This window comes from Aquabacterium sp. (genome assembly GCF_048860245.1).
In the GTDB taxonomy this organism is placed as follows: Bacteria; Pseudomonadota; Gammaproteobacteria; order Burkholderiales; family Burkholderiaceae_C; genus Aquabacterium.
Genome location: NZ_JBLIZW010000048.1, coordinates 45,338 through 60,744, shown reverse-complemented (window position 1 = coordinate 60,744; position 15,407 = coordinate 45,338). Strand labels below are relative to the sequence as shown.

The window sequence follows — 15,407 nt, the reverse complement described above, 5'->3', positions numbered from 1 at the left end:
TCGCCGGATGGATCTGACTCAGCCCGGAGGGATGCGCCCGTGAGCGACCACAGTTCTGCACTGTCTGGAGAATGGACGATCCATTCCATTGCGCAGCATCGTGAATCGGTGCTGCCGCTGCTTGATATGGGGACAACGGAGGTGGATGTCAGTGGCATCACCGAGTTGGACAGTGCTGGCTTGCAGTTGTTGTTGGCGCTGCAGCGTGGCCTGGCCCGGCGTGGGCTGGAGTTGCGCTTGCACCCCTTGTCATCGTCTGTCAGGGAGGTCCTGAACCTCTATGGACTGGATGCCACGTTGCACCCAGGCGCGCATGAGGAGCAGCGATGAGCGTGCATGACATGAGCGACGATGACATCCTGGCGGCAGCGCGTGCAGGCTTTCTGGAAGAAGCGCGCGAAATGCTGCAGCAGTTCGAGGCAGCGTTGCTGGCGCTGGATGAGATTCCTGACGATGCCGAAACGCTGAACTCGGCTTTTCGGGCAGCGCACACGATCAAGGGGACGGCAGGGCTGTTTGGCTGCGACCGCGTGGTGAGCTTCACACACAGTGTGGAAACCTTGCTGGAGGAAGTGCGGTCCGGCCAATATCAATTGAACGACGAGGCCATGGCCTTGCTGTTGGCCAGTCGCGATCAGATGGAGATGCTGTTGGGGGATGTGGAGTCCCACGACGGTGATCCGGAGATCAGCGCCAGAAGTGTGGAGCTGTCGGGGCAGTTGATGGCCTTGCTCGGTGGTGGGGCAGAGGTCACTGCGTCGTCGCCGGCCGCGGAGTTGGCTGCACTTCAGGCGGATGAGCTGGAAGGCTTGTGGCGCGTGTGGGTGCAGTTTGGCAAAGATGCGCTGCGCAATGGTCTCGACCCTCTGTCCTTCCTGCGGTACATGGGAACGCAAGGGACCCTGCGCAGCGTGCGATTGCTGGATGACAGCGTGCCAGACATTGAGGCGCTGGACGCGGAGGACTGCCACCTGGGTTTTGAAGCGGTTTACGAAACCACGGGCGACCGCGCCTCCATCGTCAGTGTGTTCGAGTTTGCCGTGGATGACTGTGAGCTGGTGATCGAGCCGTTGGGCGGCGAAGCTGCGCTGCTGTCGACGGAAGCCGAGTCACAGCCAGCGCCGGCCATGTTGCCGGTGGTCGTCGAGTCCGTGACGGTGAGTGGATCGTCTGATGAGCCTGAGGTGACGCCTCTGCTGGATGCCCAACCCAGCGATCGCCGAACCGGTCAGGGTGACCGCCGCAAAGGATCGAGAGACCGTCGCGCGTCAGACGACCCGCGGTTTGTGCGTGTGCAGGCCGACAAGCTGGATAAGTTGATCGACCTGGTGGGCGAACTGGTGATTGCCAGCTCGGGTGCCCAGTTGGTGGCGCAGCAGGAAGGCTCCGCAACGTTTGCGGAGGCCGCCTTGCGCATCCGCACCCTGGTGGAGTCGGCGCGGGATGGGGCACTGGCCTTGCGCATGGTGCCAATTGGGGAAACGTTTGCCCGCTTTCACCGTGTGGTGCGGGACGTCAGTAAGAACTTGGGCAAGCAGGTGGACCTGGTCATCACCGGTGCCGAGACCGAGTTGGACAAGTCCATGGTCGAGGTGATTGCCGACCCGCTGATGCACCTGGTTCGCAACAGTCTGGATCATGGTCTGGAAACGCCCGAGGAGCGGCTGGCGGCAGGTAAGCCGGAGCGCGGCACCCTGGCCCTGCATGCGTACCACGAAGGTGGGCAGGTGATGATCGAGGTCAGTGACGATGGCCGCGGGCTCAACCGTGAACGCATCTTACGCAAGGCGATGGAGCGCGGCCTGGTCTCTGCCGAGCAGTCCTTGAGCGAGCACGAGATCGATCAGCTGATTTGCGCGCCGGGTTTTTCCACGGCAGATCAGGTCACCGACATTTCGGGACGCGGGGTGGGCATGGATGTGGTCAAGCGCAGCATCGAAGGCTTGCGCGGCCAAATGCAACTCGCCAGCGAGTGGGGCCGTGGCACCACGACGCAAATTCGCTTGCCTTTGACGCTGGCCATCATCGATGGCTTCTTGACCTGTGTGGGGGACACCTACTACGTGCTGCCAATGGAGGTGGTGTCGGAGTGCATTGATGTGCCGCCCGAATGTGCACAGTCGCCACAGCCGGGCGTGGGCTACTTCAACCTACGCGGCGAGGTCTTGCCTTTCTTTGACTTGGCGAGGTTGCATGGACTGCAGCCGCCTCCTGCGGGGCGGCGCAGCCTCGTGGTCGCGCGCGATGGCCAGACCCGCATCGGCCTGATCGTCGACAAGCTGCATGGCGAGTATCAAACCGTCATCAAGCCATTGAGCAGTCTGTTCCGTCATTTGCGAGCCATTGCGGGCTCCACCATCCTGGGGTCTGGTGAAGTGGCCCTGGTGGTCGATGTACCGGCGCTTGTGCATTACGCCATTGAGTCAACACGTCCAGCAGGACATGTTCGTGTTCAACCTGAGATCTGAACATCATGCGCACCAATCTACCTGTTACCCAAAAAGAGTTCCTGTTGCGTGATGGCTTGACCATTGTGTCGAAGACCGATCTCAAGGGACGCATCACCTACATCAATGAGGACTTCATCGAGGCCAGTGGCTTTCAGTCCTCCGAATTGATTGGCCAACCGCACAATTTGGTTCGCCACCCGGACATGCCTGCTGAAGCGTTTGCCGACTTGTGGCGAACCTTGCAGGCCGGGCGACCCTGGACAGGGCTGGTCAAGAACCGCCGCAAGGATGGGGACCATTACTGGGTGGTGGCCAATGCCACGCCCATTCGCGAAGGCTCGGAAGTCGTGGGCTACATGTCGGTGCGCACGCGCCCGACGCGCGAGCAGGTGGAGACGGCAGAGGACTTGTATGCCCGCATCCGTGAGGGCCGCGCTCCCGGTATTTCCGTGATTGAAGGCAAGCCGGTGAAGACGGGCGGGCTGGCGCGCATCAATGTGTTGTCCAAAGTGTGGACGCATGCCTCGGTGGGCGGGAAGTTCTCGATGCTCGGGGTCTTGGCTGCACTGACCGTGGCGGGCAGCGTGGTGGCATCGATCAAGCCGGATCCGCTGCTCATCAGTTGGCCGGTGGTGACGGGTGCGCTGATGCTGTGGGGTGGCGTGCGTTTGGCACAGCGCATCACCAAGCTGATGCGCTCGGCAGAAGGTCACATGGAACGGTATGGTCAGGGGAATTTCGACGGCGTGGTCGATGCCTCGGGGCATGACGAAATCGCCGACATGATGCTGTCGCTCAAGCGTGTGCAAACGCGATTGGGTTTCGAGTTTGCCGACACGCGCAAGCGGGCGGATGAAGCCACGCGCATCCAGCAGGCGCTGGATGTGGCCGCCACCAACATGATGGTGACCGATGCCGAGTACAACGTCGTGTACGCCAACCACTCACTGAAAGAGATGTTCCGTGAGGCAGAGGCCGACTTCCGCAAGGATCTGCCTCGCTTTGACGCGTCGCGTGTGGTGGGTGCCAACATGGATGAGTTCCACAAAGAGCCCGCCGTCATGCGTGGCATGTTGGAACAGTTGCGCACGGTGCACCGCTCACGTCTGGATCTGGGCGGGCGCCGTGTGGACCTGATCCTCAACCCCGTGATGGGGCAAGATGGCAAGCGCTTGGGCGTGGTTGCCGAGTGGCGTGATGTGACGCAGGAGCTGGCCACGCTGGAGCGTGAACGCCAACTGGCGGCCGACAATGCGCGCGTCAAACAGGCGCTCGACAGTTGTTCGACCAACGTCATGATTGCGGATGCGAATGGCCTGATCGTTTATGCCAACGACTCGGTGTTGACCATGATGCGTCGCAATGAAATGGCGCTGCGCCGCGTCTTGCCGAGCTTTGATGCCAGCCGCATTGTGGGGAGCAACTTTGACAGCTTCCATCGCAACCCATCGCATCAGCGCAACCTGTTGTCGGGCCTGAAGGGCGAGCACAAGACCGAGATTCAACTCAGCGGTTTGACGTTCGCGCTGGCAGCCAACCCCATCCATGACGCACAAGGCCAGCGTTTGGGCACGGTGGTGGAGTGGAAGGACCGGACGGCCGAGGTGGCGGCAGAGCGTGAGATCACCTCGTTGGTGGATGGTGCCAACCAGGGCGACTTCTCGCATCGCATGGATCTGGAGGGCAAGGAGCCCTTCTTCCGTATGATGGGCGAGAAGTTCAATGACTTGATCGACACCGTCAGCAAGACGATTGTGGAGGTGCGCATTGCGGCCGAGCAATTGACCTCCGCGGCCGCGCAGGTGTCAGACACCTCGATGTCGCTGTCGCAATCGGCGGCGTCGCAAGCGGCCAGCGTGGAGCAGACCAGTGCCTCCTTGCAGGAAATGGCCGCATCGGTCAGCCAGAACGCTGACAACGCCCATGTGACCGACGGCATGGCGACCAAGGCTGCGCAAGAGGCCGTTGAAGGTGGTCAGGCGGTGGATCGCACCGTGGAGGCGATGCAGGAGATCGCCAAGAAGATTTCCATCATTGACGACATTGCCTACCAGACTAATTTGCTGGCGCTGAATGCCGCCATCGAGGCGGCCCGGGCCGGTGAGCATGGGCGTGGGTTTGCGGTGGTGGCTGCCGAGGTGCGCAAGCTGGCCGAGCGCAGCCAGGTGGCGGCGCACGAGATCGGGCAGTTGGCCGGCTCCAGTGTGGCGTTGGCCGAGCGGGCAGGGCAGTTGCTCTCGCAGATCGTGCCGTCGATCCACAAGACGAGTGAGTTGGTGCAAGAGATTGCGGCCGCGTCCGGCGAACAGTCCGAGGGCGTTTCGCAAATCAACAGTGCGATGGATCACCTCAACGGTGCGACGCAGCAAAACGCCTCGGCGGCTGAGGAGTTGTCGGCAACCTCTGAAGAGTTGTCTGCACAAGCAACCCAGTTGCAAGAGTTGATGGCGTATTTCAGGTTGCGTCAGTCGGGCGGCACATCCAGTGCACCAACATCTCGTTTGAACCATGTCCCGGCGCCCGCGGTGGCAAAGGTGATGGAGCGCCCCGTTGCCCGAGCCCCGCAAGCGACGGCGTCTTCGTCCTCCAATCAGCCTCATCGACAAACCACGGTGATGGCGCGCCCCATGAATCCCTCGCATGACATTGATGAGAGCCACTTCTCGTCCTTCTGATTTCTTCTGCTGAAACTGGTTTGCCATCGGAGCGCCTTGTATGAAACATGTTTTGTCCCGACTGATGCTTTGGCAGAAGTTCGCCGTCATCGGCATTTTGTCGATGGTGATGTGTGTGGTGCCTTTGATGCTGTACTTGCAAGAGGCGGCCAAGCAGATTGAGGCGACTGACCTGGAGCGGCAAGGTCTGCCCGCTGTGCAGGGGATGACGGAACTGCTGCACGGCTTGCAACAGCATCGTGGCTTGTCCACCCTGGTGTTACTGGGGAATCAGCAGATGGCAGCGCAGCGCGCAGACGTTCAAAAGCAGATCACGGACCGCATTGACGGGGTGACGCAGGCCATTGCCAATGCGCCCAACAAATCGCTGCAAAGCCGATGGGTGTCCATCAAGTCTCGGTGGGGCTTGCTGGCCAAGCAGGTGGAAACCGGTGCGCTGGACTCGCCTGCTTCGCTCAAGGCGCACACCGCGCTGATTGCTGAGAGCGCGGATTTGCTGGAGTCTCTGGCCGATGGCTATGGTTTGACCTTGGATCCGGAAGCATCGGGGTACTTCTTGCAGTCGGCCTTGGTGATCGATGGCGTGCGTGTCACCGAGAGCTTGGCGCAACTGCGTGGTCGTGGGACGGGCTTGCTGATGCGCAAGTCGCTCACCGATCTGGAGCGCAGTGACCTGATCGCGATGGGGTTCAGCTTGCAGGAAAGCCGCCGCCACCTGAGCAAACAACTGGCGGCTGCCAGCGAAGCCGATGACAGCATTGCCAAGTCTCTGGACGGTGTCGTCAAGGACGCGCTGGGTCAGATTGATGCGGCATTGGACATGGTGAACAGCCGCATTCTGGGCGCCTCGGAACTCAACAGTGACCCGCTGGCGTACTTCGGCGACATGACGAAGGTCGTCGACAAGCAGTTCGACATGCTCCGGTCCGGCTATGCCGCGTTGGACAAGGTGTTGCAGGCCCGTGCGACGACTGCGCAGGCGGCTCGACTCAAGCTGATGTCAGCGATTCTGGTTCTGCTGGCCGTGGCCACTGCGATTGGTTTTGCCGTGGTGCGCTCGGTGACGCAGCCCATTCGCCGTGCCGTGACGGCCGCCGATGCCATCAAGGCGGGCGACCTGACGCAGCGTCTGGACACAGAAGGTCAGAATGAAACCGCACAGCTGATGCAAGCCCTGCAGTCGATGCAGACCGGGTTGCGTGAGCGCAATGAGCGGGATGCGGCCGTCTTGGCCGAGAACACGCGCATCAAGCAGGCCTTGGATGTCGCCGCCACCAATGTCATGGTGGCCGATTCGAACTACAACATCGTGTACGCCAACAAGGCGCTGCAGTCGATGATGCGTGCGGCGGAGGCCGATCTGCGGACCGCCTTGCCGAAGTTCGATGCCACACGGATTGTGGGCAGCAACATGGATGACTTCCACAAGTCACCCGGGCACCAGCGTGCGGTGCTGGATCGACTCACCAGCACCTACCAGACGCGCTTGAGTGTGGGTGGTCGCCGCTTTGATCTGGCCGCAACGCCTGTGATGGACGCACAAGGCGTTCGCCTGGGCACTGTCGTCGAGTGGAAAGACATGACCGACGAGTTGGCCGCACGTGAGCGTGAGGCGCAACTGGCGTCCGAAAACGCACGTGTGCGTCAGGCCCTCGACAGTTGTTCTACCAACTTGATGATTGCCGATGCTGATGGGCAAATCGTGTACGCCAACGACGCGGTGCTCGCCATGCTGCGTGGCAATGAAATGGCCCTGCGCCAGTCCTTGCCGCATTTCGATGCCAACCGGATTGTGGGCAGCAGCTTTGACAGCTTCCATCGCAATCCGGCGCACCAGCGCAACATCCTGGGCAGCCTGAAGAGCGAGCACAAGACACAGATTGCCCTGAGTGGTTTGACCTTCTCGCTGGCCGCCAATCCGATCGTCGATCCACAAGGGGTGCGATTGGGCACGGTGGTCGAGTGGAAAGACCGTACGGCCGAAGTGCTGGCCGAAAAGGAAATTTCTGACCTGGTTGACGGGGCCAACAAGGGCGACTTCTCGCAGCGCATGAACCTGGAAGGCAAGGAGCCCTTCTTCCGCATGATGGGTGAGAAGTTCAACGGCCTCATCGACACCATCAGTGAGACCATTGTGGAAGTGCGGCAGTCGGCCAATCAGCTCACAGCGGCCGCAGCCCAAGTGTCGGACACCTCGCAATCCTTGTCGCAGTCGGCGGCATCGCAGGCGGCAAGCGTTGAGCAGACCAGTGCCTCGCTGCAAGAAATGGCAGCTTCCGTCAGCCAGAACGCGGACAACGCCAATGTGACCGATGGCATGGCGGCCAAGGCCGTGCAGGAAGCGGTAGAAGGTGGTCAGGCTGTGACGCACACGGTCGATGCGATGAAGGACATTGCCAAGAAGATTTCCATCATTGACGACATCGCGTACCAGACCAACCTGCTGGCACTGAACGCCGCCATTGAGGCCGCGCGTGCGGGTGAGCATGGCCGTGGTTTTGCGGTGGTGGCGGCCGAGGTGCGCAAGCTGGCGGAGCGCAGCCAGGTCGCGGCTCAGGAAATTGGCCAACTGGCTGGCTCCAGTGTGGTGCTGGCAGAGCGCGCGGGCGGCCTCTTGCAGCAAATCGTGCCGTCCATCAACAAGACGAGCGAGCTGGTCCAGGAAATTGCCGCAGCGTGCGGGGAGCAGTCTGATGGTGTCGCGCAGATCAACAGCGCGATGGATCACCTCAATGGCGCCACGCAGCAGAACGCATCGGCCGCCGAGCAACTGTCGGCCACGTCTGAAGAGCTGGCCGCGCAGGCCACCAGCCTGCAGCAGCTGATGTCCTACTTCCAGTTGCGTGAGGTGTGAGATGAGTCATGCATCCCTGCCTGCTGTGCTGGATCAACATGGTCATCCTGTTTCGTCGGATGGCGTGCTGACGCGGCAGTACCTCTGCCTGCTGGTCGGACAGGATACGCATGTGGTGAGCATCGAGCAGGTTCGCGAGATCTTGGAAGTGGGGCGGATCACGCCCCTGCCCTTGACCCCACCGTTTGTGCGAGGGGTCATGAACCTGCGAGGTGCGGTGGTCCCCGTGATCGACCTGAAGGCGCGGATCGGACAAGAGCCTGCGCAGATTGGTCGGCGCAGCAGCGTGGTGATCGTGACGGTGGGCCATGGTGATTCCGACGGTCCGTTGGTCGTCGGGCTGCTGGTCGATGGGGTCTCGGAAGTGCTGGAAGTGACCGAGGACGACATCGAGCCCGTTCCGCCGTTGGGGACGCCCATGCCCAGAGAGTTCTTGCTGGGCATGGCCAAGGCCAAGGGCACGATTTTGTCGGTGCTGGATTTGGAGCGGGTGCTGGCGCGTGAAACGCTGACCACCCTGATCGCGGAATACGCACACCACTGATGGCCGCCGAGTCGGCACAAGGGATTGAGGGATGAAACTGTCGCAGCAATCGTTTGATGCCGTCGCGGCAGCTTTCCATCAGATCTCAGGGATCAAGCTGGTGCCGGCCAAGCGTCAACTGGTGATTGGCCGCCTGCAGAAGCTGGCAGGTGAGCGGGGCCTGAGTGATCTGGATGCCTATGTGGACCTGGTCATCAAGGGCAAAGACCAGGCTGAACTGGTCAAGGTGGTGGATCGCCTGACCACCAATGAAACCTACTTCTTCCGCGAGCCACAGCACTTCGAGTTTCTGGCCGATCTCTTGCGTCAGCGACGTCCAGGTGGCGGCGACTTCCGTGTCTGGAGCGCGGCCAGCTCATCCGGAGAGGAGGCCTACAGCATTGCCATGCTGTTGGCAGACAAGATCGGTGCGCGGGGGTGGCAAATCGTCGGCACGGATTTGTCGACCGCCATGGTGGACGCCGCACGGCGTGCGCTCTACCCGATGGAGCGGGCGCGCAATACCAGTCCCGCCTACCTGAAGCGCTTTTGTCTGAAAGGCAACGGTCCTTACGATGGGCAGTTGTTGGTCAAAAAAGAGCTGCGTGCTAATGTGCAGTTCATGCAGGCCAACCTGATGCAGCCGCTTCCTGACATCGGCATGTTCGATGTGGTGTTCTTGCGCAATGTGCTCATTTATTTCGAGAGCGATGCCAAGGCGGAGATCGTTCGCCGTGTCATGCCCCTGATCAAGCCGGGTGGCTACCTGTTCACGGGGCATTCCGAGTCCCTCAGCAACCTCAACACGGGGCTGGTAGCAGTCAAGCCTGCGATCTATGCTCGAGTTTGACAGCCAGAAGCCCGCGCGGTTCAAGCCATCCAGCGGCGAGAAAGTGTTCTTGCTGCCTGGGCAGTGGTACTTCGGCACCACGGGCGCCACCGTCAAGACTTTGCTGGGGTCGTGCGTGGCCATCACGCTGTGGCACCCGCGTCGCCAGATTGGGGGCATGTGCCACTTTCTGTTGCCGTCTCGCCAGCGGCCCCCTCAGGCCGTGCTCGATGGTCGATTTGGCGATGAGGCGCTGGAGTTGCTGGTGCGCGAAATTGCCAAGACCGGTACAAAAACACAAGACTACGAAGTGCACCTGTACGGCGGTGCCGACACCATGCCCAATGAGGTCAAAGTCAAGTTCAACATTGGTGAACGCAATGTGGAGCAGGCATGGTCGCTGATTGACCGCTACGGGTTCCAACTCCAGTGCGTGGATGTGGGCGGCAATGAGCCGCGCAATGTCGCGATCGAGTTGGCCCAAGGTCAGGTGACGATGACACGAGGGTGTGCGCGCGTGCCCACCAAAGGCTGAGAGTGATGAGTGAGATCAAAGTCATGATCGTGGACGATTCGGCGGTGGTGCGCAAGCACCTCGGCGATTTGCTCACGGGGGCCGGGTTGACGGTGCTGGGGTCGGCATCGGATCCCATTTTTGCCATGCAACGCATGAAGCAGAATTGGCCCGACGTCATCGTGCTGGATGTAGAGATGCCCCGGATGGATGGCATCAGCTTTCTCAAGCAGATCATGGCGGAGCGTCCGACGCCGGTGGTGATGTGCTCGACCCTGACCGAAAAGGGCGGACAGACCACCATGCAGGCGCTGGCTGCAGGGGCTGTGGGGTTTGTGACCAAGCCCAAACTGGGGCTGAAGGCCTTTCTGGAAGACGACGGCAACGGCATCGTGGCGGCCGTCAAAGCAGCAGCCAAGGCCAACTTGTCGGCCTTGCGCCGAACGATTGCGGGCGCAGCCCCGATGAAGCCCGGTGCACCGCGTCCCGTGACGCACGTCCTGCCACCTGTGACGCACACCGGGGCAGAGGCCATGGTCGAGACGACGGATCGGGTCATCGCGATCGGCATCTCGACCGGTGGTGTGCAATCCATCGAGGCCGTCCTGACCCGTTTGCCCCGCACCGTACCCGGCATGGTCATCGTGCAGCACATGCCCCCCAACTTCACGGCCAGTCTGGCCGCACGGCTCAACACCTTGTGCGCCCTCGAAGTGATGGAGGCGAAGGATGGCGACCGAGTCATCAACGGCCGCGTGCTGTTTGCGCCGGGCGGCAAGCACATGCGCCTCAAGCGCAGCGGCGCCCAGTATGTTGCCGAGGTGTTTGACGGCCCGGTCGTGAATCACCACCGGCCCTGTGTCGATGTGCTGTTCAAGTCTGTTGCGCAATGTGCCGGGGCCAATGCCATTGGGCTGGTCATGACGGGCATGGGGGATGATGGGGCTCGGGGGCTCAAGGACATGCGTGCCGCCGGGGCGCTGACGGCCGCGCAAGACGAAGCGTCGAGCGTGGTGTACGGCATGCCCAAGGAAGCTTTGCGGCAAGGCGGGGCTCAGGATGTCGTTTCCTTGGACGATATACCGGGGTGGCTGCTGCGCGCTGCACAACGGCGCGTCGGGCTGTCGTCGGCCAACTCCTGATATTGCGATGAACAAAGCACTGCTCAAGCACTTGCTGGATCCGGGCATGAACCTCATGCGGAGCCGGAACCTGTCGGTCAAGATTGCGACACTCAGCATCCTGGCCTTCATCATTGTGCTGGGCTTGAGTGGCTATGGCATCTGGAGTGAGGTCCAGACCATGCGCGTGGCGCGACACGAGATTCAGGGCGTGCACTGGCTGCCCAAGATCACGGAGGTCGTGCATTACACCCAGCGGCACCGCAGCTTGTCGAACATGGAGGCCGCAGGCGTGTCTTTGCCTGCTGGCGAGCCAGCACAAACCGTCGAGCAACTGAAAGCGGCCATCAGTGAACTGGACGCGGCCATGAAGCAGTCAGGCTCGCCGCTCATGGTGGACAAATGGCAAGGCATCCAGCAAAACCTGATGGCCTTGATGGATGCGCGCAGCAAGCCCGTGGATGCCCTTGGTAAGAAGCAGCAGGCCGAGCGGGTGTTTGCGGCACACACGCAGCAGGTGCAGTCCTTGCGACATCTGCTGTTGATCGCGGGTGAAGAGTCATATCTGCTGATGGACCCGCAGCCCGCAACGTATTTCCTCATTGTGGCCTTGGTGGACCGCTACATCCCACTGATGGAGACGGTGTCACAAATGCATGGTGAAGCAGCATCCATTTTGGGCAGTGGCGTGGTGTCTGCGGCCGATGAGCGTGCGGTGCTGGGCTTGTCCAAGCAGGTGGTGGATCAGGTCGTGGACATGCAGTACATGTTCGATGCGGCGCAACGGGCGGGGCAGATGCCCTCAGCCGGCTGGGTGACCACGCAGCAACTCATGGACCAGTACGCCGCTGAAACCGTGAAGATCCTGCGAGCGGATCAACCCAATGCGTCGGCTCAGGACGTCATGGCGCGTGGTAGCCAGGTTCTGCAAGGGTTGATGACGCTGAACCAGACCTTGCAACAGCGCCTGACCGAGCGGCTGGAGTCGCGGCTGCATCATCAGTACCGGGTGATCGCGGGCTACATCCTGGTGGTGTTGCTGGATTTTCTGGTGCTGGGCTATGCCGTGCTGGCCATGCATTCGGCGTTGCTGGGTTCCTTGAAGAAGCTGACCTACAACATTGACGAGATGGGCCAGGGGCGCCTGACCCCACCCCGGCGTGTGGATGGGGCTGATGAACTGGCGCATGTGGGCGCCGTGATGGAGGACATGGCCAGCAAGCTCTCCAGACTCGTGTCGGGGATTCGCAGCCACGCGGTGCTGGTGGCCATGGCCGGCAAAGAGTTGAGTGAAGACACGGTGCAGTTGGCGCAGCGCACCGAGCAGCAATCGCAATCTTTGAAGGAAGTCACCAGTCGCATTCGTCGGATTCATGGGGTCGTTGACGCCGGAGCCGATGCAGCCGAGCACCTTGCGCTGTCGGTCAAACAGGTCAACGAAACCATTGAAGCGGGCGCGGCATCCATGCCGGAAGCGGTCGACACCATGCGTGCGATCGAAGAAGGGGCCGGGCGCATGGGTGAGGTCGTCAACATGATCGAGGAGATCGCGTTGCAAACCAACATGCTGGCCTTGAATGCCGCGGTGGAGGCCGCCCGAGCCGGCGAGGCCGGAACTGGTTTTGCGGTCGTGGCCGGCGAGGTTCGCCAACTGGCCAAGCGATGTGCGCAGGCCGTTGCCGAAATCAGTGACTTGATCGAAGCGTCGACCCGGCACGTGGGCGACGGGACGCGGCACATTCAGGAGCTGTCTGCCACGCTGGGTGAGGTCGTAAAAGGCGTGCACGGCATTGCCAGTCGGGTGACGGTGTTGTCGAACACCACCTCTCAGCAGCGTGAAACCCTCGAAGAAATCAGCCACTCACTCGATAACCTGGACAACCTGACGCGCGAAAACACCGAAGTCATCGACCAGGCCTACAAAGCCACCGAGACCTTGATGAAGCGCGCCGATGGCCTCACGGATTCGGTCAAGGGCGTTCACCTGGCTCACGGCGGCGCAGACGAGGCCAAAGACCTGGTGATCAACGCCAATCTGTTGATCATGGAGCGCGGTCTGGACGGGGCGCTGGAGCAATTGCATCAACCCGATGGCCCGTTCCGGGACCGGGACCTGTTCGTGTTTGGCATCGACCGTGAAGGGACCTATCTCTTCAAGAGCGATGAGCCTGAGATGGCGGGTCAGCACCTGCCCATGCTGGCGTCGACCGATGGCTTCCTGCTGCAGGAAGCCCTGTGGCGCGCCGCCGAAATGTCGCACGACTGGGTGGAGTACCAGTCTTGCGACCCGGAGACGCTGGAAATGATGGGCATGATCGCGTTCGTGCAGCAGCATGACGACAACCTGCTCATTTGCAGCGCATTGCCGAAAGATCCGCCGCGAGACGTTCGTCAGCGCGGCTAAAGCGGCACGGTCGCCAAGCTGGACGCCGTATCATCGCGGCATCTCGCATTGCATTCCTTAGGACACGTCCCATGTGCCAGCTCTTGGGCATGAACGGCAACACGCCCACCGACATCGTTTTCAGCTTCTCAGGCTTTGCCCAGCGTTCGCGCGAGCATGCAGACGGTTTTGGCATCGCCTTCTTCGAGGGGCGTGGCGTGCGTTTGTTTGTGGACCATCTGGCGGCCGCAGACTCGCCGGTGGCCGAGCTGATCAAGCGCTACCCCATTCAGAGCCGCAACACCATTGCCCACATTCGCAAAGCCACACAGGGGCGTGTGGTGCTGGAAAACTGCCACCCCTTCGTGCGTGAGCTGTGGGGCCGCTACTGGGTGTTCGCGCACAACGGCAATCTGGTGGACTTTGCGCCCAAGCTGCATGCCGCGTTTCGCCCGGTGGGCGACACCGACAGCGAGCGTGCCTTTTGCTGGTTGATGCAGGAGTTGGCCAAGAGCCATGCCAGCATGCCCTCGGTGGCCGAGTTGACGCACACCCTGGGCGAGCTGGTGCCCCAGGTGGCCACCCACGGCACTTTCAACTTCATGCTCAGTCAGGGCGATGCCTTGTGGGCTCATTGCACGACCAAGCTGCAGTACCTGATCCGGCAGCACCCCTTTGGGCGCGCACGCCTGCAAGACGAAGACATTGAGGTGGACTTTGCTGACCTCACCCAGGCGGGCGACCGCGTGGTGGTGGTGGCCACCGAACCCCTGACCACCGATGAGCCCTGGGTGCCCATGCACAAAGGCCAGTTGCTGGCCTTTGTGGACGGTGCGGTGGCCTGTCAGGCTGGCTGATCAGGCGGTTTCGGCAAACAGCTCGCGGCCAATCAGCATGCGGCGGATTTCGCTGGTGCCTGCGCCGATCTCGTACAGCTTGGCGTCACGCCACAAGCGCCCCAGCGGATAGTCGTTGATGTAGCCGTTGCCGCCAAAGATCTGGATGCCTTCGCCGGCCATCCACGTGGCTTTTTCTGCGGTCCACAAAATGAGCGCAGCGCAATCCTTGCGCACGTGGCGGGCATGCGCGCTGCCCAGTGCATCCAGGTTTTTCGCCACGGTGTAGCCAAACGCCCGGGCGGCTTGCTGCACCGTGTACATGTCGGCCAACTTGCCTTGCAGCAGCTGGAACTCGCCAATCGCCTGACCAAACTGCTTTCGTTCGTGCACATAGGGCACGACGCTGTCCATCACGGCTTGCATGATGCCCAGCGGGCCACCCGACAACACCGCACGCTCGTAGTCCAGGCCGCTCATCAGCACCTTGACGCCATTGCCCTCGCCGCCCAGCACGTTCTCAACGGGGACTTCGCAATCTTCGAAGAACAGGGGGTAGGTGTTTGAGCCTCGCATGCCCAGCTTGTCGAGGTGCTGGCCCTTGCTGAAACCCTTCATGCCCTTTTCGATCAGGAAGGCCGTCATGCCCTTGGCGCCGGCCTCGGGGTTGGTTTTGGCATAGACCACCAGCACGTCGGCGTCGCCACCATTGGTGATCCACATCTTGCTGCCATTGAGCACGTAGTGGTCGCCCTTTTTGTCGGCGCGCAGCTTCATGCTGACCACGTCCGAACCCGCATTGGGTTCGCTCATGGCGAGCGCGCCCACAAAATCGCCACTGACCAGCTTGGGCAGGTACTTCTGCTTTTGGGCCTCGGTGCCGTTGCGGTGAATCTGGTTCACACACAGGTTGGAGTGCGCGCCGTAGCTCAGTCCCACCGAGGCGCTGCCCCGGCTGACTTCCTCCATGGCCACCATGTGGGCCAGGTAGCCCATGTTGGTGCCACCGTAGGCCTCGGACACGGTCAGGCCATGCAGCCCCAGGTCCCCCAACTTCTTCCACATGTCCATGGGAAAGAAGTTGTCGCGGTCGATGTCGGCCGCACGCGGGGCCAGTTCCTTGTCCACAAAGGTCCGCACGCTGTCGCGCAAGGCATCAATGTCTTCGCCCAGGTGATGATTCAGTCCCGGCAGGCTCATGTTTGTCTCCTCGGTAAGCAGT

At 61.5% G+C, this 15,407-nt stretch carries 11 protein-coding genes; 10 read left to right on the top strand and 1 reads right to left on the bottom strand.

The window, feature by feature from the left end; all coding sequences use genetic code 11:
- Positions 1-39: 39 nt before the first annotated feature.
- The 10 genes from ACMV18_RS05560 to ACMV18_RS05515 all read left to right on the top strand — a co-directional run bounded on the left by ACMV18_RS05560 (position 40) and on the right by ACMV18_RS05515 (position 14,206).
- Entirely contained in the window at positions 40-330 is a 291-nt protein-coding gene (locus tag ACMV18_RS05560) for an STAS domain-containing protein (protein ID WP_374257833.1), read from the top strand.
- Positions 327-2,468: a chemotaxis protein CheA gene (locus ACMV18_RS05555; RefSeq protein WP_420817021.1), complete on the top strand. Its 2,142-nt coding sequence runs from the start codon at positions 327-329 to the stop codon at positions 2,466-2,468. The genes ACMV18_RS05560 and ACMV18_RS05555 overlap by 4 nt, the downstream gene beginning before the upstream one ends.
- A 5-nt stretch (positions 2,469-2,473) precedes the next feature.
- On the top strand, positions 2,474-5,125 hold the full coding sequence (locus ACMV18_RS05550; protein ID WP_420817020.1) for a methyl-accepting chemotaxis protein: 2,652 nt from the start codon (positions 2,474-2,476) through the stop codon (positions 5,123-5,125).
- 40 nt (positions 5,126-5,165) lie between these two features.
- Positions 5,166-7,979, top strand: coding sequence for a methyl-accepting chemotaxis protein (locus ACMV18_RS05545; protein ID WP_420817019.1), 2,814 nt, complete (start codon positions 5,166-5,168; stop codon positions 7,977-7,979).
- Position 7,980: 1 nt separating this feature from the next.
- Positions 7,981-8,523 carry a chemotaxis protein CheW gene (locus ACMV18_RS05540; RefSeq protein ID WP_420817018.1) on the top strand — a complete coding sequence of 181 codons (543 nt, stop codon included), beginning with the start codon at positions 7,981-7,983 and terminating at the stop codon, positions 8,521-8,523.
- 31 nt (positions 8,524-8,554) lie between these two features.
- Positions 8,555-9,352, top strand: a complete 798-nt coding sequence (locus tag ACMV18_RS05535) for a CheR family methyltransferase (RefSeq protein WP_420817017.1) — start codon at positions 8,555-8,557, stop codon at positions 9,350-9,352.
- Complete coding sequence (locus ACMV18_RS05530; protein WP_420817016.1) at positions 9,339-9,866, top strand: chemotaxis protein CheD; 528 nt, start codon at positions 9,339-9,341, stop codon at positions 9,864-9,866. Before ACMV18_RS05535 ends, ACMV18_RS05530 begins: the two co-directional genes overlap by 14 nt.
- A 5-nt stretch (positions 9,867-9,871) precedes the next feature.
- Positions 9,872-10,987 (top strand): protein-glutamate methylesterase/protein-glutamine glutaminase, encoded by a 1,116-nt coding sequence (locus tag ACMV18_RS05525; RefSeq protein ID WP_420817015.1) that lies wholly within the window; start codon positions 9,872-9,874, stop codon positions 10,985-10,987.
- Positions 10,988-10,994: 7 nt separating this feature from the next.
- Positions 10,995-13,370: a methyl-accepting chemotaxis protein gene (locus ACMV18_RS05520; protein WP_420817014.1), complete on the top strand. Its 2,376-nt coding sequence runs from the start codon at positions 10,995-10,997 to the stop codon at positions 13,368-13,370.
- Between the two features lie 71 nt (positions 13,371-13,441).
- Entirely contained in the window at positions 13,442-14,206 is a 765-nt protein-coding gene (locus ACMV18_RS05515) for a class II glutamine amidotransferase (RefSeq protein WP_374257845.1), read from the top strand.
- Here ACMV18_RS05515 and ACMV18_RS05510 read toward each other — a convergent pair whose 3' ends face one another.
- Positions 14,207-15,385: an isovaleryl-CoA dehydrogenase gene (locus ACMV18_RS05510; RefSeq protein ID WP_420817013.1), complete on the bottom strand. Its 1,179-nt coding sequence runs from the start codon at positions 15,383-15,385 to the stop codon at positions 14,207-14,209. It abuts the gene before it with no gap.
- Between the last annotated feature and the right edge of the window lie 22 nt (positions 15,386-15,407).

Bases quoted from the DNA above. Each gene is read 5' to 3' on its own strand.
- ACMV18_RS05555 (WP_420817021.1), top strand. From the start codon at position 327: ATGAGCGTGCATGACATGAGCGACGATGACATCCTGGCGGCAGCGCGT.
- ACMV18_RS05550 (WP_420817020.1), top strand. From the start codon at position 2,474: ATGCGCACCAATCTACCTGTTACCCAAAAAGAGTTCCTGTTGCGTGAT.
- ACMV18_RS05545 (WP_420817019.1), top strand. From the start codon at position 5,166: ATGAAACATGTTTTGTCCCGACTGATGCTTTGGCAGAAGTTCGCCGTC.
- ACMV18_RS05540 (WP_420817018.1), top strand. From the start codon at position 7,981: ATGAGTCATGCATCCCTGCCTGCTGTGCTGGATCAACATGGTCATCCT.
- ACMV18_RS05535 (WP_420817017.1), top strand. From the start codon at position 8,555: ATGAAACTGTCGCAGCAATCGTTTGATGCCGTCGCGGCAGCTTTCCAT.
- ACMV18_RS05530 (WP_420817016.1), top strand. From the start codon at position 9,339: ATGCTCGAGTTTGACAGCCAGAAGCCCGCGCGGTTCAAGCCATCCAGC.
- ACMV18_RS05525 (WP_420817015.1), top strand. From the start codon at position 9,872: ATGAGTGAGATCAAAGTCATGATCGTGGACGATTCGGCGGTGGTGCGC.
- ACMV18_RS05520 (WP_420817014.1), top strand. From the start codon at position 10,995: ATGAACAAAGCACTGCTCAAGCACTTGCTGGATCCGGGCATGAACCTC.
- ACMV18_RS05515 (WP_374257845.1), top strand. From the start codon at position 13,442: ATGTGCCAGCTCTTGGGCATGAACGGCAACACGCCCACCGACATCGTT.
- ACMV18_RS05510 (WP_420817013.1), bottom strand. From the start codon at position 15,385: ATGAGCCTGCCGGGACTGAATCATCACCTGGGCGAAGACATTGATGCC.